The sequence below is a fragment of the Intestinimonas butyriciproducens genome, assembly GCF_004154955.1.
Classification (GTDB): Bacteria; Bacillota; Clostridia; order Oscillospirales; family Oscillospiraceae; genus Intestinimonas; species Intestinimonas butyriciproducens.
On the sequence record NZ_CP011524.1, the window covers coordinates 2,224,637 to 2,244,359 of the forward strand.

General features: G+C 61.7%; 19 protein-coding genes and 1 other annotated feature. Of the genes, 9 read left to right on the forward strand and 10 right to left on the reverse strand.

Annotated features, from left to right (window positions below):
- Window positions 1–192: 192 nt before the first annotated feature.
- The 7 genes from SRB521_RS11100 (at window position 193) to frlD (ending at window position 6,885) form a co-directional block, all read left to right on the forward strand.
- Complete coding sequence (locus SRB521_RS11100) at window positions 193–1,266, forward strand: ABC transporter ATP-binding protein (protein ID WP_033116274.1); 1,074 nt, start codon at window positions 193–195, stop codon at window positions 1,264–1,266.
- Between the two features lie 12 nt (window positions 1,267–1,278).
- Window positions 1,279–2,187, forward strand: coding sequence for an ABC transporter permease (locus tag SRB521_RS11105; RefSeq protein ID WP_227151378.1), 909 nt, complete (start codon window positions 1,279–1,281; stop codon window positions 2,185–2,187).
- 1 nt (window position 2,188) lies between these two features.
- On the forward strand, window positions 2,189–3,007 hold the full coding sequence (locus tag SRB521_RS11110; RefSeq protein WP_033116275.1) for an ABC transporter permease: 819 nt from the start codon (window positions 2,189–2,191) through the stop codon (window positions 3,005–3,007).
- Between the two features lie 77 nt (window positions 3,008–3,084).
- The gene (locus tag SRB521_RS11115) at window positions 3,085–4,161 is read left to right on the forward strand and encodes a polyamine ABC transporter substrate-binding protein (RefSeq protein ID WP_058117270.1); all 1,077 of its coding nucleotides are present in this window, start codon (window positions 3,085–3,087) and stop codon (window positions 4,159–4,161) included.
- Between the two features lie 27 nt (window positions 4,162–4,188).
- A complete protein-coding gene (locus SRB521_RS11120; RefSeq protein WP_116721850.1) occupies window positions 4,189–5,184 on the forward strand; it encodes an SIS domain-containing protein in 996 nt (331 codons plus the stop codon).
- Window positions 5,185–5,250: 66 nt separating this feature from the next.
- On the forward strand, window positions 5,251–6,072 hold the full coding sequence (gene frlC, locus SRB521_RS11125; RefSeq protein ID WP_116721851.1) for a fructoselysine 3-epimerase: 822 nt from the start codon (window positions 5,251–5,253) through the stop codon (window positions 6,070–6,072).
- Window positions 6,073–6,087: 15 nt separating this feature from the next.
- Complete coding sequence (frlD, locus tag SRB521_RS11130; protein ID WP_075703503.1) at window positions 6,088–6,885, forward strand: fructoselysine 6-kinase; 798 nt, start codon at window positions 6,088–6,090, stop codon at window positions 6,883–6,885.
- Window positions 6,886–7,014: 129 nt separating this feature from the next.
- On the opposite strand, the gene SRB521_RS11135 is transcribed toward frlD, so the two are convergent.
- The 4 genes from SRB521_RS11135 to SRB521_RS11150 form a co-directional block, all read right to left on the reverse strand.
- Window positions 7,015–7,815 (reverse strand): ABC transporter ATP-binding protein, encoded by an 801-nt coding sequence (locus SRB521_RS11135; RefSeq protein WP_116721852.1) that lies wholly within the window; start codon window positions 7,813–7,815, stop codon window positions 7,015–7,017.
- Window positions 7,809–8,723, reverse strand: coding sequence for an ABC transporter permease (locus SRB521_RS11140; protein ID WP_033116281.1), 915 nt, complete (start codon window positions 8,721–8,723; stop codon window positions 7,809–7,811). Before SRB521_RS11140 ends, SRB521_RS11135 begins: the two co-directional genes overlap by 7 nt.
- Before the next feature lie 76 nt (window positions 8,724–8,799).
- The gene (locus tag SRB521_RS11145) at window positions 8,800–9,834 is read right to left on the reverse strand and encodes an ABC transporter substrate-binding protein (protein ID WP_116721853.1); all 1,035 of its coding nucleotides are present in this window, start codon (window positions 9,832–9,834) and stop codon (window positions 8,800–8,802) included.
- Window positions 9,835–9,909: 75 nt separating this feature from the next.
- Window positions 9,910–10,163 (reverse strand) — a binding site (T-box leader).
- A 43-nt stretch (window positions 10,164–10,206) separates the two neighbouring features.
- Window positions 10,207–11,121, reverse strand: coding sequence for a DMT family transporter (locus SRB521_RS11150; RefSeq protein ID WP_033119220.1), 915 nt, complete (start codon window positions 11,119–11,121; stop codon window positions 10,207–10,209).
- A gap of 30 nt (window positions 11,122–11,151) precedes the next feature.
- Between SRB521_RS11150 and SRB521_RS11155 the strand changes: the two genes are divergently transcribed.
- Window positions 11,152–11,769 (forward strand): DNA-3-methyladenine glycosylase, encoded by a 618-nt coding sequence (locus SRB521_RS11155; protein ID WP_075703500.1) that lies wholly within the window; start codon window positions 11,152–11,154, stop codon window positions 11,767–11,769.
- On the forward strand, window positions 11,766–12,389 hold the full coding sequence (locus SRB521_RS11160; protein WP_075703499.1) for an HAD family hydrolase: 624 nt from the start codon (window positions 11,766–11,768) through the stop codon (window positions 12,387–12,389). Before SRB521_RS11155 ends, SRB521_RS11160 begins: the two co-directional genes overlap by 4 nt.
- Window positions 12,390–12,440: 51 nt before the next feature.
- Here the strand turns inward: SRB521_RS11160 and SRB521_RS11165 are convergent, their stop codons facing one another.
- The 6 genes from SRB521_RS11165 to SRB521_RS11190 all read right to left on the reverse strand — a co-directional run bounded on the left by SRB521_RS11165 (window position 12,441) and on the right by SRB521_RS11190 (window position 19,596).
- The gene (locus tag SRB521_RS11165) at window positions 12,441–14,939 is read right to left on the reverse strand and encodes an ATP-dependent helicase (protein WP_116721854.1); all 2,499 of its coding nucleotides are present in this window, start codon (window positions 14,937–14,939) and stop codon (window positions 12,441–12,443) included.
- 148 nt (window positions 14,940–15,087) lie between these two features.
- On the reverse strand, window positions 15,088–15,948 hold the full coding sequence (gene ispE / locus SRB521_RS11170) for a 4-(cytidine 5'-diphospho)-2-C-methyl-D-erythritol kinase (protein WP_058117260.1): 861 nt from the start codon (window positions 15,946–15,948) through the stop codon (window positions 15,088–15,090).
- 28 nt (window positions 15,949–15,976) lie between these two features.
- Window positions 15,977–17,257, reverse strand: coding sequence for a DUF1015 domain-containing protein (locus SRB521_RS11175; RefSeq protein ID WP_075703497.1), 1,281 nt, complete (start codon window positions 17,255–17,257; stop codon window positions 15,977–15,979).
- A gap of 25 nt (window positions 17,258–17,282) precedes the next feature.
- The gene (gene thrH / locus SRB521_RS11180; protein WP_033119226.1) at window positions 17,283–17,885 is read right to left on the reverse strand and encodes a bifunctional phosphoserine phosphatase/homoserine phosphotransferase ThrH; all 603 of its coding nucleotides are present in this window, start codon (window positions 17,883–17,885) and stop codon (window positions 17,283–17,285) included.
- 38 nt (window positions 17,886–17,923) lie between these two features.
- The gene (locus SRB521_RS11185) at window positions 17,924–19,117 is read right to left on the reverse strand and encodes a pyridoxal phosphate-dependent aminotransferase (protein ID WP_075703496.1); all 1,194 of its coding nucleotides are present in this window, start codon (window positions 19,115–19,117) and stop codon (window positions 17,924–17,926) included.
- Window positions 19,114–19,596, reverse strand: a complete 483-nt coding sequence (locus tag SRB521_RS11190; RefSeq protein WP_033119228.1) for an Lrp/AsnC family transcriptional regulator — start codon at window positions 19,594–19,596, stop codon at window positions 19,114–19,116. The genes SRB521_RS11185 and SRB521_RS11190 overlap by 4 nt, the downstream gene beginning before the upstream one ends.
- Between the last annotated feature and the right edge of the window lie 127 nt (window positions 19,597–19,723).

Consider the following 19,723-nt stretch of genomic DNA (forward strand, 5'->3'; position numbering starts at 1 on the left):
CCTCATCTTTGTCAAATACAATTTTAAAAATCATAAATTGGTATCTTATTATTTTTTTCATATCTATTAAAATAGGTTGATATTGGTTTTGATGTGTGCTATTATGGCAGGCAAGTAAGGAAGACGTAAAAATTTATGTGTCGAGATGATTTGTTTTAGCTATTCTGTACAAAAAACGAGGTGAGGACACACATGGCTGAGTCAATCGTATCCCTGATCGATGTGGAAAAGCGCTTTGGTTCCAATCTAGTGGTCCGGAAAATGAACATGGAGATCTACGAAGGCGAATTTCTCACGCTTCTGGGGCCCTCCGGCTGCGGTAAGACCACCACACTGCGGATGATCGCCGGATTCGAGGACGCCACCTCGGGCATCATCAAAGTCCAGGGAGAACGGGTCGAGAACAAGGAGCCCTACCAGCGGGACGTGAACACCGTATTCCAGAACTATGCGCTTTTCCCACACATGACCGTATTCGACAACGTCGCCTACGGCCTCACCATCAAAAAGGTTCCCAAGGATGAGATCCGGCAGCGGGTCGCCGAGATGCTGGAGCTGGTACAACTGACCGACTATGAAAGGCGCAAGCCTGATGAGCTCTCCGGCGGTCAGAAGCAGCGGGTGGCCATCGCCCGCGCCCTCATCAACCGCCCCAAGGTGCTCCTGCTGGACGAGCCCTTGGGCGCCCTGGACCTGAAGCTCCGCAAGCAGATGCAGATCGAGCTCAAGCGCCTGCAGAAGAAACTGGGCATCACCTTCGTCTACGTCACCCACGACCAGGAGGAGGCCCTCACCATGTCTGACCGCATCGCCGTCATGAACGCCGGGGTCATCGAGCAGCTGGGAACTCCAATGGAGATCTACGACCACCCTCTGACCCGGTTCGTGGCCGGGTTCATCGGAGAGTCCAACATCTTCGACGGCACCGTCACGGCGGTGGAGGGTGATCTGCTCCGGGTGGACACCCCGGCCGGAAAGCTGCTCACCCGGGGCAGCGGCTTCGCGGTGGGCGAGGAGATGCATGTTTCCATCCGGCCGGAGTATCTGGAGGCCGGCGAGAGGAGCGCCGACGGCTTCGATCTCCCCGCGAGGATCAAGGACTTCACCTATATGGGCACAGTGGTCAAGACCGCCCTGGACATGGCCGACGGCACCGAGCTCAAGCTCTCCCGGTTTGAGCAGGATGCAAACGCCCACGAGGGCGACAAGGTCTATCTCTCCTGGCGGCCGGAGAAGTCAGTGCCCATCAAGAAGTCTCATACATAAGGGGGTGCGGGTATGAGCAAGCAGCCGAGCGGCACCAGCGACCTCCAGGCCATCCGCCGGAAGCGGGACATGCGCCGCAAGACCATCCCCGCCCTGGCCCAGGCCGGTCCGGTCTCGATCTGGATGATCCTTTTCGTCACCCTTCCCATGCTCTTTATCATCTACATCAGCTTTATGTCCCGGGGCGTGTTCGGCGACGTGGTCTACCAGTTCTCCCTGGAGAGCTACCAGACCCTGCTGGATGCCACCTATTTCAAGGTCATCCTCAAGTCTTTGAAGGCCGCCCTTCTCACCACAGTGCTGTGCCTGGGGCTAGGGTATCCCTTCGCTTACTATATTGCCCGCAAGCCGCCTGAGGTGGCCTCCAGGCTCATCATGCTCATCATGATCCCTTTCTGGACCAACTCCCTCATGCGGCTCAACAGCTGGCTGTTGCTGTTCCAGACCAGCGGTCCGGTTAACAACTTTCTCCAGTGGACCGGTCTCGTCGACCGCCCCATCACCTTCATCTATACAGACGGGCTGGTGGTCCTGGGGCTTATCACCAACATGCTCCCCTTCGCGGTGCTCCCTCTCTACAGCTCCATTGAGAAGCTTCAGAAGTCCCTTCTGGAGGCCAGTGCCGATCTGGGGGCCACGCCGTCGCAGACCTTTTTCAAGGTGACGCTTCCCCTCACCTTCCCCGGCATCTTCTCCGCCATCATTCTGGTGTTCATCCCCTCCCTGGGGATCTACACCGTCTCCGATATCCTGGGCGGCGGCAAAGTGCTTTACATCGGCAACATCATCAAGAACCAGTTTGGTTCGATCCGGAACTGGCCCCTGGGCGCGGCGCTGTCTGTGCTGTTACTGGTCATCACGGGCCTGTTGATCTTCATCTACACCCGATTCGCCAAGATCGAGGACATGGAGGTGGTCTGAGATGGCAAAGCTCTCCAAGGTACAAAGGCATAAGCGGACCGCCGCCATCCTGGGCGAGGTCTATGCCATCCTGATCTACGCGGTGCTCTACATTCCCATCGTGGTCATGATGGTCTTTTCCTTCAACGACCAGCGGTACAACTATTACTGGAACGGCTTTACCACGCAGTGGTACGGCAAGCTTTTCCACAACTCCGCGCTCATCGGGAGCCTCTGGTACTCCCTTATCATCGCCGTGCTGGCCACGGTCATCTCGGTGGTCATCGGTACGCTCGGGGCGCTTGGCCTGAAGAAGTATGAATTCCACGGCAAAAAATTGGTCAACAATATGCTCTATGTGCCCATCATTGTACCCGAGATCGTCCTCGCCGTGGCGCTGCTCATCATCTTTATGAACCTCGGCCTCTCCCTGGGCATGGGCTCCATCCTCATCGGCCACTGTACCTTCTGTATCCCCTACGCAGTGGTCACCATCAAGGGCCGCATCAGCGGCGACGGCGACACGCTGGAGGAGGCCTCCATGGACCTGGGCGCCAATCGGATTCAAACCTTCTTCCGGGTCACTCTGCCCAGCATCATGCCCGGCGTTATGTCCGCCGCCTTTCTCTCGTTCACCCTCTCCGTTGACGACGTGGTCATGAGCAATATGCTGGCGGGGGCCAAGAACTCCACCCTTCCGGTGCTCATTCTCTCCATGAACAAGTCCGGCATCACCCCCGATGTCAACGCTCTTACCACCATCATGATCCTGGTCATTGTGGCGGGCATGCTCCTGAGCAACGGCGTCAAGGCCCTCGTCAAGCGGAGAAGCGCCGTCTGACCGCTCCCGGCCTCTGCCGCCTCCGGCGGTTCGGCATATTCGTCAGCCCCATCATTCATATTTAGGAGGAAAACAGCATGAAAAGATTCCTTGCTCTCACCCTGTCTCTTGCCCTCGCCCTCCCCCTGGCCGCATGCGGCGGCTCTGGAAACGGCTCCACCCCCGCCGGCGGCAACGCCACCGACGTGCCCGCCGAGGCCAGCACAGAGCTCAACATCTACATGTGGCAGCAGTACATCTCCGACGCGCTCATCGCTGATTTCGAATCCCAGAACAACTGCAAGATCAACCTCTCCTACATGAGCGACAACGCCGACGCCATCACAAAGCTGACCGCCGGCGGCGGCCAGGAGTACGACCTCATCATGACTTGTGACGCCTATATGGACTCCCTGGTGGCCGGCGGCTATGTCCAGAAACTCAATCTGGACAATATCCCCAACTCCTCCAACATCAACGAGGCCTATTGGACCGCGAAGGACTACTGCGTCCCCTATCTCATGAACTACATCTATGTGGTCTATAACACTGAGACCTGCCCCATCGAGATCACATGCTATAACGACCTCATCGACCCCGCCCTCAAGGGCCAGATCAGCACTATCGACGGCGCCCGTAACCTGTTCCCCATCGCCCTGGTGGCCCTGGGCTATGACCCCAACTCCACCAACGAGCAGGAGATCGCCGCGGCCTACGAGTGGCTGACCAAGTATAACGACAACGTAGTGGCCTACGGCGCCGCCGAGCAGAATCTGACCAACGGCACGGCCTGCGTGGCCCTCACTTATGACGGCAACGCCTCCTGGGCCATGAGCGAATTGGGCGACAAGAACACACTGAAGGTGGCCGACTTCGAAAGCGATCCCGTGCAGTTGGGCTTTGATCTCTACGTCATCCCCACCGGCGCCAAGCACGTGGATCTGGCCGAAAAGTTTCTCAACTACATCACCGACCCCCAGGTCATGGCAAAAAACTTGGAGGAGTTCCCCTACTCCTGCCCCAACGACGCCGCCGTGGCGGCCGCCTCCGAGTCCTACCGCAATGACCCCGCCCGCGACTTCTCTTACAAAGAGAACGTATTCTTCCAGAAGGACGTGGGCGACGCCCTCACCATCTACAATGACTATTATCAGAAGCTGAAAGTCGGCGAGTGATTCCCGCCGCCAGGAGGAGACGACAACATGCTGAAATTTGACGAAGAAAAACAGATCGCCAGCGTCCAGGGCGCCCTGGCCCTGCGGGGACGGATCGAGGCGATCGTGGATGACATCTGCAGGGCCGGCTTCAAGAACATCTGCTGGTTGGGCATTGGAGGGACCTACGCCTCCTGCCTCCAGGCCGAGGTCCACATGAAGGAGCGCTCCACACTGGAGTTCTTTGTGGAGAATGCCGCAGAGTACCTCACCACCGGCAACCGCCGGGTGGGCGAAGGCACGGTGGTGGTCATCTCCTCTGTCACCGGCAGCACGATCGAGATGGTGGACGCCGTGAAAAAGGCACAGGCCGACGGGGCCAGGGTGCTGGGCTTCATCGACGTGGAGACCACGGAGCTTGCCAAGCGGATGGACTGGGAGATCGCCTATCCCGCCAACGAACAGCTCAAATTCTTCATGGTGGCCGACCGCCTGATGTTCCGCCACGGCGAGTTTCCTGAATATGAGGAGTACTACGCCCAACTGGACGCCCACCTCGCGGTGGACCTGGCGGAGGTGGAGAAAGCGGCCGACGCCTTCGGCCTGGCCTTCGCCCAGAAGCACCATGACGACAAACTCCACTACTTCGTGGGCGCCGGCAATCAATACGGCTCCACCTATTCTTACGCCATGTGCTACTGGGAGGAACAGCACTGGATCCGGACCAAGAGTATCCACTCCTCCGAATTTTTCCACGGCATGCTGGAGATCGTGGACCGGGACACCCCTGTGACGGTCTTTGTGGGCGAGGATTCCCAGCGCCCTCTCAGCGAGCGGGTGGTCCGATTCCTGCCCAGGGTGTGCGCCAACTACACCGTCATCGACTCCAGGGACTATGCTCTGCCCGGCATCGACGAGCGCTTTCGGGGGAATCTCTCCCATCTGGTGACCCACGCCGTCACCCAGCGCATCGACGCCCACATCGAGGCCATCAACCGCCACCCCATGGAGATCCGGCGGTATTACCGCAGACTGGACTACTGAGCAGATCAAGCGGGACCGCTCCGGATGCCGCGGCACGGGGCGGCCCCGCTTGTCAGGAGGATGCTTATGGAGCTGGGCATGTTCACCAGCGGCTACCAATACTACCCCCTGGAGCGGGCCTTCGCCGACGCCAGGCGTTTCGGATACGACTATATCGAACTCTGGGGCGGCCGGCCCCACGCCTTCGCCCCCGACCTGGCCCGGGGAGAGCTTTCCGGCGTTCTGGCCCTCATCGAGCGCCATGAGATGCCCGTGCGGGTCTACACCCCCGAGCACAATGCCTATCCGTACAACTACATGCTGGGGAGTGAGCTCCAGCGCGCAGACGCCCTGGACTATCTGAAGCTCTGCCTCAACATGGGCAAAGCGCTGGGCGCGGACCATACCCTCATCTCCACCGGACACGGCGGCTACACCGCCTCCCGCAGGGAGCTCCGCAGCCGTCTCGTCCGCTGCCTCCGGGAACTGGCGGATCACGCCGAGTCCATCGGCCACACCATTCTGCTGGAGGCCCTCACCCCCTATGAGACCAATGTCTGCACCACTGCCGGGGAGCTGTCCGAGACGCTGGAGACGGTGGATTCTCCCGCTCTTATGGGTATGTGCGATGTGGTGCCCCCCTGGGTCATCCGGGAGCCCATCACGAACTATCTGGATCAGTTGGGCGGGCGGATGGCCCACCTCCATCTGGTGGACGGCGATGGGAACAGCGACAGCCATCTGATCCCAGGCGACGGCTGCATCCCCCTGCCGGAGCTGCTGGAGGAGTTGGAGGTCAGGGGGTACCGGGGCAGGGCCACCATCGAGCTGGTGACATCCTACCGCAATGAGCCCTCCCTGTACGCCAAGCAGGCCCTCCAGCGCGTGCGGGCTCTGCTCCCCCATTAAGAAAGGGTGACGCCAATGGACAAAGAAATCAAGCTGGCCGCCGTGGGCGACAACTGCATGGACGTCTACGACCGGACCGGGGAGGCCTACCCCGGCGGAAATCCTGTTAATGTGGCCGTCTATACCCTCCGGCTGGGGGGCAAAGCCTCCTACACCGGCGTGGTGGGTACAGACCAGTATGGGTCCCTCATGCGCGCCGCCGTGGCCTCCAAAGGTGTGGATGTCTCCCACCTCAAGACCGCTCCCGGGGTCACCGCCGTCTCCCATGTGGAGATCGCAAACGGCAATCGGGTCTTTGGCGACTACGAAGAGGGCGTCATGGCCGGGTTCCGCCTCACCCCGGAGGACATAGACTTTCTCTGTTCCCATGACCTGGTGGTGACCGGGCTGTGGGGCATGATCGCCGGAGACCTGCCCGCGCTCCGCGCCCGGGGCGTCCCGGTGGCCTTCGACTTCGCCGACAAGCGGACCGACCCCACCCTGGACCTGGCCATCCCCTATGTGGACTACGCCTTTTTCTCTTACGACGGAGCCGACAGCGAAACTCTGCGGACCTTTCTCCGCTCTATGCAGGCCCGCGGGCCCAAGGTGGCGGTGGCCACGCGGGGCGAGGCGGGCAGCATGGCCTATGATGGTTCTCAGTTCTACGAGTACGGCATCGTCCCCTGCCGCGTCGTGGACACCATGGGGGCCGGGGACAGCTACATCGCCGGCTTTCTCTTTGGACTTCTGCGTGGAAAGAGCATCCCCGACTGCATGGCCCTGGGCGCCCAGAGCAGCAGTGTGACCCTTCAGTACAGTGGAGCGTGGTAACGGGTTTCCGTCTCCACTCGTATCCGTTGTCACCCGGCGGAGCACGCTTCCCCACGAAAATACCGAGGCCGAGCCCAAAAGGGCTCGGCCTCGGTATTTTCGTGTATCTTGCCACAGGCCCCTGCGCGCTCATGAGAGCAGAATGCGGTCGTTGTCCAGATCCTTTCCCGCGCCGGCCCGGAAACGGGAGAGCAGGTCCTCCACGGTGAGCCCCTTCCTCTCCTCGCCCCCAATGTCCAGTACAATACGCCCCGCGTCCATCATCAGTGTGCGATTTCCCAGCTCCAGAGCGTTTTTCATATTATGGGTGACCATCAGGCAAGTGATGTTCTGCCGGGCCACGATATCCTTGGTGAGGGCCAGCACCTTCTCCGCCGTCCCGGGGTCCAGAGCCGCGGTGTGCTCATCCAAAAGGAGTAGCTTGGGCGGCACCATGGTGGCCATCAGCAGAGTGAGGGCCTGCCGCTGTCCGCCGGAGAGGAGCCCCACCGGCTGGCGCATCCGGTCCTCCAGCCCCATCCCCAGCAGGGAGAGCTGCTCCCGGAAAAAGGCCTTATCCTCCTTGTTCACCCGGCTGAAAAAGGCCCGCTGGTGCTTGGCGGCGCGGAGATAGGCCAGGGCAAGGTTCTCCTCAATGGTCATATGGGGGGCGGTCCCCTTCATGGGGTCCTGGAAGAGCCGTCCGATCTCCCGGCTGCGGCGGTATTCCGGCTGGAAAGTGATGTCCTCCCCATCCAGAACAATAGAGCCCGCATCGGCAAAGAAAACGCCGGAAATGGCGTTGAAGAGGGTGGATTTCCCCGCGCCGTTGGACCCCACGATGGTGATGAAATCTCCCCGTTCCAGGCGCAGATCCACATCGGTGAGGGCCTTTTTCTCATTGACGGTGCCGGGGTTGAAGGTCTTGGAGACCCCGCTCAGCTTCAGCATGCGCCCCGCCTCCTCTCCGACAGCGCCGCCCGCTTGCGGCGCTGGAGCAGGAAATAGTCCTTCAGAGCCGGGGCGGCGATGGCCAGGGCCACAATGACAGCGGTGATGAGTTTGAGATAGGTGGTGACATTAAACTTCAGCGCCACGGCATAAATGGCCCGGTAGATGAGGCTGCCCACCACCACGGCGACGACGCCCCGCAAGATCCCGCTCTTGCCCCGGGAGATCACGGACTGTCCGATGATGAGGCTTGCAAGCCCCAGCACCACCATGCCGGTGCCCAGGTTCATATCCGCACTCTTCTGATACTGGGCGATAAGAGCGCCGGAGAGGGCGGTCATGGCGTTGGCGAGGCACAGGCCCACCGTGATGGTAAAGACCGGGTTGATGGAGGAAGCGCGCACCATATCGGTGTTGTCCCCCGTAGCCCGGATGGACAGCCCCAGCCGGGTGCCCAGAAACAGCACCAGCAGCACGCAGACAGCCAGCACCACCACGGAGGCCACCAGCAGCTTGTGCCAGCTCCCCGCAAAGCCGGTCTCCTTGACCAGAGAAAAGATGGTGTCGCTTTTGTAGAGGTTCACATTGGCCGACCCCATGACCGTGAGATTCACGGAATAGAGCCCGAAGTTTGTGATGATGCCCGCCAGGATAGAGGGTACCCCCAGCTTGGTCTGGAGGAAGGCGGTGACAAAACCGGCGGCGGCCCCGGCCAGCATGGCCATGGGCAGAGCCAGAACAGGGTGGCCCATCAGGCAGACCGTGGCGGACACGGCGCAGCCCAGCGTAAAGGCGCCGTCGGTGGTGAGATCGGCGATATCCAGGATGGTGTAGCTCAAAAAGAGCGCCAGCGCCACCAGGGCGTAGATCACCCCGGCCTCCAGGGCCGTCTGTACAATGGTGAGCATGAGGGTCTTTCTCCTTTCACGCGGTCATACCCCTGCCGGGTCCGGCAGGGGTATGACCGTCAGACATTCTCCCGTTTCAGTCCTCGGTGGTCTCCACCTCGCTGACGGTGGAGGCCATATCGCTGAACACGGCGTAATCGGCGCCCAGCGCGGCGGCGGTCTCGGTATTGACCGTGATGATGCCGCCGTCCATCACGTGGTACTCAGGCACCACGCCGGTCTGGAGTACCTCCAGCGCCATATCGGCGGTATAGGCTCCGAGCTCGGTGTAGTTGACGCCGCAGGTGGCAAATGCGCCGTTGCGGACGAAGGAATCGGCCCCGGTATAGTGGGGCACGTCCGCCTCAATGAAGGTCTCGGCAATGGTCAGCTCCACGGCCATCACGCTGTTGTCGGTGGGGGTAAAGACGGCGTCCGCCTCGCCTGCCAGGCTGGCCGCGGCGGCAATGATCTCATCCGGGTTGACACCGGTGCGCTCCACATAGGCGATTCCCTTGGCATCCAGGTATTCCTTGGCCTCGGCAATGGGCGTCTCGGAATTCGGCTCCGAGGGGGAGTACAGCAGGCCCACGGTCTGAATATCCGGGTCCTGGGCAAACATCATGTCCAGAATAAAGGCGGTGTTCAGAGCGTCGCTGGTGCCGGTGACCCGGTCGATGCCGGTGAGTCCCGCGGTGGCGGGGTCGCTGATGGCGGCGTAGATGATGGGGGTGCCCAGGTCCTCGGTGGCATTGACCATGCATTGCGCCGCCAGGGTGGCGATGGGGATCACGGCGTCATAGCCCTCGCCGGCCACCTGGGCGCCGATCTGGTTGAGCAGGCTCTGGTCATTCTGGCCGTTGAACTCCGTATAGTCGATGGCGATGCCCAGCTCCGCCGCCTTGGCGTCCAGCTCGGCTTCCACCGCCTGGCGGATCTCGTCCAGGGAGGCGTGGTCCAGTTGCTGAACGATGGCGATCTTATACCCGGACACCCCCTGCCCGGTGGGCTCGGCGGTGTCGGCGGGCGCGTGAGTGGAGGAACCGGAGCCGGAGCCGCAGGCGGCGAGGGACAGGGTCAGCGCGGCGGCGGCGGTCAGAGACATGGTGTTCTTCAGATTCAGCTTTTTCATTGTAGTTTTCTCCTTTTTTGAGTTTTGGGCGGCAGATGGAGCCAGCAGCATGTAAAAAAAACGCTTTTGTCCCATTTCTGGGACAAAAGCGTTTCAAAACACTTCTGCGATACCACCCAAATTGACGCTTGCGCGTCCACTCGCTTCACGCACCATCATGCGTGCCCGATGGATAACGGGTGGGGCCCCGTCGGCATCTACTGAGCGAAACCGCCTTTCAAGCCGCCCTCCGGAGTCCATTCGCCGGTTTCCGCACATCCCGATTCCACCATCCGGGACTCTCTAAAGATTGGAATGCACCGGGTACTTCTCTCCGTCACAGGTTTGATCGCTATTGCTTGTAGGTTATTATACGCAGAGCCGAGGCCATTGTCAACCCTTTTTTTCCGTTTCAGCGGGCGTCTTTTTCCTCAGGAACTCAAACTTGGTCTCCGAGCACAGGACGGCCACAAAGATGAGCACAAAACCCAGCACCATCACGGCGTTGAGGTCCTCCTCCCCCACGACAATGGAGGCCAGCACGCCGAAGGGCGCCTCCAGGGACAGGAGGACCGCTGCGGTGGAGGGCGCGGTGTACTTCTGCCCGATGTTCTGGAACAGCAGCGCCCCGCAGGAAGAGAAGATCACCAGATAGACCATGGCGAAGACGGCGCTCCCCGAAAGGTCCGTGGGGAAGGGTTCCCGGAAGAGGAGGGCCCCCACCCAGCTCCAGGCCCCGAAAAAGGCGAACTGGAGGGTGGTGATGAGGAAGATGTCCCGCCCCTCGGCGTATTTGTTCACCGCCACGATATGGGCAGCAAAGAAGAACCCGCCCACCAGCGTGAGGGCGTCGCCGGAGTTGATGCTCAGCGCCCCGCCCTCGTTGGACAGGGAGACCATGCCGATGCCCACCACGCAGATAACGGCGGCCAGAATATTCCACTTGTCCGGACGCTTGCGGGCGATGACCCAGTATAAAAAGGGGACGATGACACAATATACTGCCGTGAGGAAGGCATTCTTGCCCGAGGTGGTGCGGTCCAGGCCGAAGGTCTGGAAGGCATAGGCCAGGAAGAGCATGGTGCCGATAAGAAAGCCCGCCTTGAGGTAGCCGCGGTCCATCACCTTCCAGGACTTCCAAAACACCAGGCCCAGTACGACGGCGGCGGCGGTAAAGCGGAAGGCCAGCAGATAAAAAGGGGTAAAGCTGTCCAGCGAGTGCTTCATGACCACGAAGGAGGTGCCCCAGATGATAGGGGCCAGGATCAGCATGGGCTTTGCCAACTTTTTCAGTACGGATTCGTTCATGGGTTGTCTCCTCTCCCTTGCTATGGTAAGATGGTACATACTACGCGGAGGAAGGTGGTCGCTGTGCCGAAATTGACGCGGGACTTTTATGAAAGGGACACCCTTCTGGTGGCCCGGGACCTGCTGGGCAAATATCTGGTGCACCGGGTGGACGGTGTGCCGCTCTGCGGCCGCATCACCGAGACCGAGGCCTACATCGGCCGGATGGACAAGGCCTGCCATGCCTACGGCTACAAGCGGACCCCGCGGACGCAGACCCTGTTTTCTCCTCCCGGCACGGCCTACCTCTACCTCATCTATGGCATGTACCACTGCCTCAACTTTGTCACGGAGCCGGAGGGAGAGCCCTGTGCGGTGCTGCTGCGGGCGGTGGAGGCGGCGGAGGGCGCGGAGTTCATGGCGCAAAACCGGTTCGGCTGCGGTCTCTCGGCACTGACACCCTATCAGAGGAAAAACTTTTTGAACGGCCCCGGCAAGGTGTGCCGGGCCTTTTCCCTGACCAGGGCGCAGAACGGCCTGGATCTCACGGGAGATACCCTCTTCCTCTGGGACGCAGGCGAGACTCCGGAACAAATCCATGTGGGAAAGCGGATCGGCATCGATTACGCCGAAGAGGCCGCCGATTTTCCTTGGAGGTTTTATCTATGAAATTGTTTGACTTGGACGGCACCCTCATCGACTCCAATGGGATCTGGGTGGACGTGGACCTCCGTTTTCTCGGGCGCCACGGCCTTACCCCCACCGAGGAGTACACCTACGCCGTGGGCCACTCCATCTTTCCCGTAGCGGCGGAATTCACCAGGGACTACTACGGTCTGGACCTCACCCCGGAGGAGATCATGGAAGAGTGGCTCTCCATGGCCGGGAATGCCTACGCCCATGTCCCCATGAAGGAGGGTGCCCGGGACTATCTCTCCCGTTGCGCCCGCGGCGGGGAGCGCATGGCCGTCGTCACCGCCTGCGTGCCGGCGCTGTGCCGAACCGCCCTGGAGCGCCACGGGCTCACAGACTGTTTTGAGGAGATCGTATTCGCCCAGGAGCTGGGGCTGGAAAAACGGGACCCGCAGGTCTACCGCATCGCCGCAGAGCGTTTCCGGGTCTCTCCCGAAGACTGCACGCTCTACGAGGACGCGCCTTCCAACTGTGCCGCCGCCCGGCTGGCCGGTATGACTGTGGTGGGGGTATACGACGCCTTTTACGATTCCTACCAGGAGGAGATGCAAAAAAACAGCGACCGCTATATCCGCAGCTTCACCGAGCTGCTCTGATGGGGCCGTTTTTGTACCGGCGGACCGCCCGCAGGCGGTCCGCCGGTCTGCTTACGCCTTGGACATATGCTGCCGGGCCGACTTGAGCATAAGCCGTTTGGTGCCCACGGAGTCGAACGCGATCTCGATGAGGGCATCGCCCCCCATAGGCTGCACGCTGGTGACCAGCCCCTTGCCGAAGGCCTTGTGGATCACGGTGTCCCCCTTCTGGAAGGCGGGCAGCGCGCCGGCGTCCGGCCTGGGACGGGCCGCCGGCGTTCCGGGGCGGGGCGCCGGGGCGGAGCGGACGCCGCCATAGGCAGGGCGCGCGCCCTGTGCGGGTCTCTGGTAGCCGCCGGCCCCATGGCCACCATACACGCCCGGCCGGTCTGCGGACATGCCGCCCGGCCTTGGAGACTGCCAGCGTCCGGCGGCGTCGTCCGGCTCCGAGAGAAAGTTCCGTCCGCTCTGTTCCACGTACTCGCCGGGGATCTCCCCCACGAAGCGGGAGGGACGGTTGGCGGAGGTGCGTCCAAAGAGCATCCGCTGTCCGGCGCAGGTGAGACAGAGCCGCTCCTTGGCGCGGGTCATGGCCACATAGCACAGCCGCCGCTCCTCCTCCATCTCCTCGTCGTCGCCGATGGCGCGGCTTCCCGGGAAGATCCCCTCCTCCACGCCCACCACGAATACCACGGGAAACTCCAGGCCCTTGGCCGAGTGCATGGTCATCATGACCACGCAGTCCTCGCTGGGGTCGTGACTGTCCAGATCGGTATACAGTGCGATCTCGTCCAGGAATCCGGAGAGCGAGGGCCCGCCCTCCGCGTTCTCTATGTAGCTGTTGATGGAGGTCAAAAGCTCCCGCACGTTTTCCAGCCGGGTGCGGTCCTCCACGGTGTTCTTGGCCTCCAGGGCCACGGCATAACCCGTCCGGGCCAGGACCTCCTCGTAGAAGTTGGGGAGGTCGAGTTCCCCGGCAAGAGCGCGCAGCTCCTCCATCATATCGGTGAACTGGGCCAGCTTGGCCGCAGCTTTCTGGAGATCGGGGTAGGCCCGGGCGTTTTTGATGATCTCCCAGAGGCTCTTCCCCTCCTGTACGGCCAAGGTCTGGGCGGTATCCACCGTTTTCTGCCCGATGCCCCGGGCGGGCACGTTGATGATCCGGGTGAGACGCAGATCGTCGGCGGGGTTGTTGAGGGCGCAGAGGTAGGCCAGCATATCCTTGACCTCCGCCCGGTCGAAGAAGCGGATGCCGCCGATGATACGGTAGGGGACGCCGTTGCGCTTGAATGCCTGCTCGATCTGGTTGGACTGGGCGTTCATCCGGTAGAGGACGGCGTGGTCGCGCCACTTCCTGCCCTGACTGAAGCCGGTCAGGATCTGGGAGGCCACGTATTGGGCCTCGTCGTTCTCGTTCATGGCGGTGTAGACCTGGACCTTGTCCCCGGCGTCATGGCTGGTCCACAGCTCCTTGCCCTTGCGCCCCAGATTGTGCTTGATGACGGCGTTGGACGCCTCCAGAATATTCTTGGTGGAGCGGTAGTTCTGTTCCAGACGGATGACCCTGGCGCCCCTGTACTGCTTTTCAAAAGAGAGGATGTTTTCGATGGTCGCCCCCCGGAAGCGGTAGATGGATTGGTCGTCGTCGCCCACCACACAGATATTTTCCCACTTGCCCGCCAGGGCGGCGGCCAGCCGGTACTGGAGGTTGTTGGTGTCCTGGTATTCGTCGATAAGGACATACCGGAACTTGTTCTGGTAGTAGCTCCGCACATCCTCGTGCTCTTCGAGCAGGCGCACCGTGTCCAGGATGAGGTCGTCAAAATCCAGCGCATTGGCCTCCCGCAGGCGGCGCTCGTACTCCACATAGAGCTTGGCGATCCGGGTCAGCCGGAAATCTCCCATCTTTTCGCACTCCTGGAGATAGGCGGGCCCGGACTTCATGGCGTCCTTGGCGCGGGAGATGGCTGCGAGGACCGACCGGGGAGGGAACGCCTTGTCGTCCATGTTGAAGTCCTTGAGGATATCCTTTACCACCCGCTCGGAGTCGGCGGAGTCGTAAATGGTAAAAGACTGCTGGAAGCCCAGCTTTTCGATGTCCCGGCGCAGGATGCGCACACAGGCCGAGTGGAACGTGGAGGCCCAGATGTCGTTGGCCGCGGGCCCCAGCATCCGCTCCAGCCGCTCCTTGAGCTCTCCGGCGGCCTTGTTGGTGAAGGTGATGGCAATGATGGACCAGGGGGAGGCAGGGTCCAACCTGCACAGCCGCTCCGCCTCCTCGCGTCCCTCCGGAATGGGATGGGCGGCATAGGCCTCCAGAAAGACAAGGTCGTCCTCGGTGACCCAGCCGGGCGCGTCGTCGGAGTCGGAGCCCCTGCCGTATTTCATCAGATTGGCGATACGGTGGATCAGCACGGTGGTCTTGCCGCTGCCCGCCCCCGCCAGCAGGAGGAGAGGTCCCTCGGTGGCCATGGCCGCCCGGCGCTGTTCCGGATTCAGGTTCTGGAACTCCCCTTCGATGACGGCCCGCCTGGCCTTACAAAATCTCAATTCTTGGTCTTGATCCAGCATGTGTTCACCTATTCTCTCTTTCTGCACTTTTATTTTATCTTACTCCGGGGCCCAGGTCACGCACGGATCTGGCATGGCCTCCATTCCGTTTTGGAATGTCCCGGACATAAAATGCGCCGCGGCGGCCCGCGGCGCTTCCGATCGCTCTTCAGAGGGTCTCGGTGAGGAAGGTGTCCCGGTATGTGCCGCGCAGCTCTTCCCAAGCCTGTGCGGCATCCTCGGCGCGTTCAAAAAGTCCAAAGACGGTGGGCCCGGTGCCGCTCATGTTGGCCCCCAGAGCCCCGTGCTGTACCAGCACATTTTTGATGCCGGAGATCTCTTCCGCCTGCCGGGGGGGCAGCACATCCTCAAAGATGTTGTACATCCGCCGGGCCGCGCCTCCCAGGTCTCCTCCCTCCAAGGCCACCACCATCCCCTCGGTATCCGGGCGGTGGCGGAGCTTGACCCCGTCGACCCGTGCAAAGAGCTCGGGCGTGGAGATGGAAAAAGCCGGCTTACAGAGGACGGCGTGGCACCGCGGCAGCGCCGGGAGTGGGGTGAGAACCTCACCTCTCCCCTCCGCCAAAGCCGTGCCGCCCAGCACGCAGTAGGGCACGTCGGAGCCCACCCGCTCTCCCAGCCGGGCCAGCGCCTCGCCGGAGTATCCGGCACCGAGGAGGCGGTTGAGGCCACGCAGAACGGCGGCGGCGTCCGAGCTGCCGCCGCCGGTCCCCGCGCAGACGGGAATATGCTTCTCCACCGAGATGGAGAGTCCGCCGCAGTCGAGGCCGCAGTCCTCCAAAAACTGCAGAGCGGCGGCGGCGGCCAGATTTTTCTCGTTGGTAGGGAGAAAGCTCAGATTGGTGCGCACCCGCACGCCTCCGCCCGTACCGGTCTCCAGAGTGATCCGATCCGCCAGGGCCACCGACTGCATCACCATTCTGAGCTCGTGATAGCCGTCGCTCCTTCTGCCCAGCACATCCAGGGTCAGATTCAGCTTGGCCGGCGCTTCCACCGTAAGCCTGGGCATGACCATACGCTCCTTTCCAAAGCGCTGTTTATCGAATCCTGCGGGCCTCCAGATAGAACCGCTTGTCCTGGGCCTCTCCCATGGAGAAGGTCTTTCGGGGCAGGACTCCGTCGTGGATGACGGTGGGGAAGAGCGCCTCCTTGCCCATGGGCGGGAGGAGGAAGCCCAGATTCCCCGGCTGAGAGGCCAGGGAGCGGACCACATCCGCGCCGTGTATGTAGTCGATGCGCCCGGCGTGCGCTCCCAGCCAGCGGTCCAGGAAGGTCTGGAGCGTGGCCACCGGCAGTTGGGCAGAGGGATGGGGCACCGTGACGGCTCCCGTGCCGTCGGCATGAACATACCGGAGTACGTGGCCCTCACCCATTCCCTCGCGGGCGCCGGGATAGGCGGCCACGAGATCGGCGAGCAGCGCCTTGGGCTCCACGCCAAAGAGCACCCGATGGATGGGTTCGAACTCCAGCGAGCCGTCGTGGAGGTTCACCAGCTCCACCAGAGCGTACCGGGCGGGCAGCGCGGCCCACTGCTCCGGCGGCGTCAGGGTCTTCTGCCGTTCATAGCAGGCCTTGGCCGTGGCCAGGGAGTGGTTGCCGTCCCCCATGGCGAAGAGCATCACAGGGAGGCCCTCCGTGCCGTACCGGGCATTGAAGGCCGCAGGGTCCGCCAGGGCGCGGAGGGCCTCCGCCACACGGCCCTGCCGCTCCCGGTCCAGGAGCCAGCCCCGGAGGTGTCCGGAGTGCTCCATCAGGTCAAAGTCATAGAGCGTCTCCAGGGAGGCCTTGTCCTCCGACAGCGGCTCGATGACCGTCCCTGCCGGATCGTCGGCGAGGACCATCACATGGGGCAGTTCCACACTGGCGTTCTTCCGCACCGCCACCCGGGGCGGGATGCGGCTGAGCACGGTCCCCTCCGTGGCGCGGATGAGGGAGGTGGACCCCGGCTCATAGTCGTACTCCTCCAGATCCACCATGCCCACCAGCCCCCGGCGCACCTTGCCGGACGCCAGTGTGCGCTCCACATAGACGAGGGCGGAGGGGCAGGTCCGGAAGATCCCGTCCCGCAGATAGCGGCTCATGGTATTGGTCACATCCATGATATCCGTCTCCACGTTGGGTCCGTCCAGGGAGCTCTCCGGCAGGATGAGGTGGAGGGCGGAGGGCGCGGTCCCTACGCACCGCTCCACCCTCTGCCAGTATTCCGGCTGGGAGGTGTACTGATCACAGGCCACCACCGCCCATTTTTTCAGGTCGCAGCCCTGCGGGAGCAGGATATCGGCCGGGTAAAAGCCCAAGCCCCGAAAACGCTCGTCCATCGTGGATGATCCCCCTCGTCTATCTTCAGTCCATGGCCCGCCGAATGGCCGCCAAAAGCTCGTCAAAGGTCTCATAGGCGGGAAGCTCCGGGTGATCCGCCCTGATCTGGTCCGTGCTCTTGAAGAGGAAGCCCGCCTTGCTGGCCTGGATCATGCCCAGATCGTTGTAGCTGTCCCCGCTGGCGATAGTCTGATAACCGATGGACTGCAGGGCCTTCACTGTGGTCAGCTTGGACTGGGGACAGCGCATTTGGAACCCGGTGATCTCCCCGTCGGGGGCCACCTCCAGCGTGTTGCAGAAAAGCGTGGGCCAGCCCAGCTTTTTCATCAGGGGCTTGGCGAACTGCTCAAAGGTGTCGCTGAGAATGATCACCTGGGTGAGGGAGCGCAGCTCATCCAAAAACGCTTTGGCTCCGGGAAGGGGATCGATAGTGGCGATGGTCTCCTGAATCTCCTTCAGGCCCAGGTGGTGCTCTTTCAGAATGGAGAGGCGATAGCGCATCAGCTTATCATAGTCGGGCTCGTCCCGGGTGGTCCGCTTCAGCTCCGGGATCCCGCTGGCCTCGGCAAAGGCGATCCAGATCTCCGGTACCAGCACACCCTCCATATCCAGGCATGTCAGATACATCCTGCTTGTCCTCCTCTCAAAATCACGCCGGCGGGCGCCTATTCTTCCCGCTCACGGGCCTGCTTCTTCTTCAGGTTGGTGAGGAAATTATCCATGCGGGTCAGCGCCTCGGCGATATCCTTCATGCTGGTGGCATAGCAACAGCGGACAAAGCCCTCCCCGCCCGCGCCGAAGGCGTTGCCCGCGATCACGGCCACCTTCTCCTCCATGAGGAACCGCTCGCAGAAGTCCTCCGAGGACAGTCCGGTGCCCCGGATGTCCGGGAACACATAGAAAGCGCCCTTGGGCTCGAAGCAGGGCAGCCCGATCCGCCGGAGGCCCTCCACCAGATAGCGGCGGCGTCCGTCGTACTCGTCCCGCATCTTCTCGATATCCCTGTCCCCGTTTCGCATGGCCTCGATGGCGGCGTACTGGCTTGTGGTGGGGGCGGACATGATCCCGAACTGATGGAGCTTGAGCATCTGCTTGATGAGGGGTGCAGGTCCACAGAGATACCCCATGCGCCATCCGGTCATGGCGTGGCTCTTGGAGAACCCGTTCACCACAATGGTGCGCTCATACATATCCGGAATATTGGCGATGGAGACGTGGTGCTGGCCATAGGTGAGCTCTGCGTAGATCTCGTCGGAGATCACCATGATGTCCGTGCCCCGCAGCACTTGGGCGATGGCCTCCAGGTCCTCCCTGCTCATAATGCCGCCGGTGGGGTTGTTGGGGAAGGGCAGCACCAGGACCTTGGTCCTGGGGGTGATGGCGGAGCGCAACTCCTCGGGCGTAAGGCGGAATTCGTTTTCCGCCTTGGTCTCCACATAGACCGGAGTGCCCCCCGCCATGCTGGCCAGCGGACCGTAGCACACAAAGGAGGGCACCGGCACGATGACCTCGTCCCCGGGGTCCACCATACACCGCAGCGCCAGGTCGATGCCCTCGCTTCCGCCCACGGTGACGATGATCTGGCTGGCAAAGTCATACCTGAGTTGGAAGCGCCGCTCCAGGTAGGAGGCGATCTCCCGCCGCAGCTCGGCCATGCCGGCGTTGGAGGTATATTTGGTAAAGCCCTTCTCCAGCGAGTAGATGCCCGCGTCCCGGATGTGCCAGGGGGTGACGAAATCCGGCTCGCCGATCCCCAGGGAGACGGCGTCCTTCATCTCCTCCAGGATGTCGAAGAACTTTCTGATACCGGAGGGCTTCACCTCCTGGATGCGGCTGGAGAGAATGGAATCGTAATTCATGTGAAAATCAGCTCCCTCTCCTGCTGCTCCTGCTTCTCAAAGATCAGGTGCTTCTCTTTATATTTTTTTAGAATAAAGTGGGTGGCCGTACCCGTCACGTCCTCGATGGTGGCCAGCCGCTGACCCACAAACTCGGCCACCTCCCGCAGGGTACGCCCGGAGATGATGACGGTGAGATCGAAAGCGCCGGACATCAGATAGACCGACTCCACCTCATCATACTGGTAGATCCGCTCGGCCACCCGGTCAAAGCCCGCGCCCCGCTGGGGCGTCACCTTGACCTCGATGAGGGCGGTGACGCTCTCCCGCTCAGTGCGGTCCCAGTCCACAATGGCCTGATAGCCCAGCACGATCTTCTCTTCCTCGTATCGCTTGATCTCGGCTTTGACTTCCTCGACGGTCATATCGGCCATGGAAGCCAACTGCTCCGGAGTGTGGGTGCAGTCCTCCTCCAGAAGACGTAACAGCTTCGTCTGCATGCGTCGTTCCTCCTATCTGCCTTTTCATCTGGGTATTGCCTGTAATTATACACGCATCGAAACCAATCGGCAAGTATGATTTGTTTTGGCCCTTGACTTTAATAAAATTAAAGTTTATAATAAATAT

What these genes read in the sequence shown, in the direction of transcription:
- SRB521_RS11100 (WP_033116274.1), top strand. Translation starts at nt 193, where the DNA reads ATGGCTGAGTCAATCGTATCCCTGATCGATGTGGAAAAGCGCTTTGGT.
- SRB521_RS11105 (WP_227151378.1), top strand. Translation starts at nt 1,279, where the DNA reads ATGAGCAAGCAGCCGAGCGGCACCAGCGACCTCCAGGCCATCCGCCGG.
- SRB521_RS11110 (WP_033116275.1), top strand. Translation starts at nt 2,189, where the DNA reads ATGGCAAAGCTCTCCAAGGTACAAAGGCATAAGCGGACCGCCGCCATC.
- SRB521_RS11115 (WP_058117270.1), top strand. Translation starts at nt 3,085, where the DNA reads ATGAAAAGATTCCTTGCTCTCACCCTGTCTCTTGCCCTCGCCCTCCCC.
- SRB521_RS11120 (WP_116721850.1), top strand. Translation starts at nt 4,189, where the DNA reads ATGCTGAAATTTGACGAAGAAAAACAGATCGCCAGCGTCCAGGGCGCC.
- frlC (WP_116721851.1), top strand. Translation starts at nt 5,251, where the DNA reads ATGGAGCTGGGCATGTTCACCAGCGGCTACCAATACTACCCCCTGGAG.
- frlD (WP_075703503.1), top strand. Translation starts at nt 6,088, where the DNA reads ATGGACAAAGAAATCAAGCTGGCCGCCGTGGGCGACAACTGCATGGAC.
- SRB521_RS11135 (WP_116721852.1), bottom strand. Translation starts at nt 7,815, where the DNA reads ATGCTGAAGCTGAGCGGGGTCTCCAAGACCTTCAACCCCGGCACCGTC.
- SRB521_RS11140 (WP_033116281.1), bottom strand. Translation starts at nt 8,723, where the DNA reads ATGCTCACCATTGTACAGACGGCCCTGGAGGCCGGGGTGATCTACGCC.
- SRB521_RS11145 (WP_116721853.1), bottom strand. Translation starts at nt 9,834, where the DNA reads ATGAAAAAGCTGAATCTGAAGAACACCATGTCTCTGACCGCCGCCGCC.
- SRB521_RS11150 (WP_033119220.1), bottom strand. Translation starts at nt 11,121, where the DNA reads ATGAACGAATCCGTACTGAAAAAGTTGGCAAAGCCCATGCTGATCCTG.
- SRB521_RS11155 (WP_075703500.1), top strand. Translation starts at nt 11,152, where the DNA reads ATGGTACATACTACGCGGAGGAAGGTGGTCGCTGTGCCGAAATTGACG.
- SRB521_RS11160 (WP_075703499.1), top strand. Translation starts at nt 11,766, where the DNA reads ATGAAATTGTTTGACTTGGACGGCACCCTCATCGACTCCAATGGGATC.
- SRB521_RS11165 (WP_116721854.1), bottom strand. Translation starts at nt 14,939, where the DNA reads ATGCTGGATCAAGACCAAGAATTGAGATTTTGTAAGGCCAGGCGGGCC.
- ispE (WP_058117260.1), bottom strand. Translation starts at nt 15,948, where the DNA reads ATGCCCAGGCTTACGGTGGAAGCGCCGGCCAAGCTGAATCTGACCCTG.
- SRB521_RS11175 (WP_075703497.1), bottom strand. Translation starts at nt 17,257, where the DNA reads ATGGACGAGCGTTTTCGGGGCTTGGGCTTTTACCCGGCCGATATCCTG.
- thrH (WP_033119226.1), bottom strand. Translation starts at nt 17,885, where the DNA reads ATGTATCTGACATGCCTGGATATGGAGGGTGTGCTGGTACCGGAGATC.
- SRB521_RS11185 (WP_075703496.1), bottom strand. Translation starts at nt 19,117, where the DNA reads ATGAATTACGATTCCATTCTCTCCAGCCGCATCCAGGAGGTGAAGCCC.
- SRB521_RS11190 (WP_033119228.1), bottom strand. Translation starts at nt 19,596, where the DNA reads ATGCAGACGAAGCTGTTACGTCTTCTGGAGGAGGACTGCACCCACACT.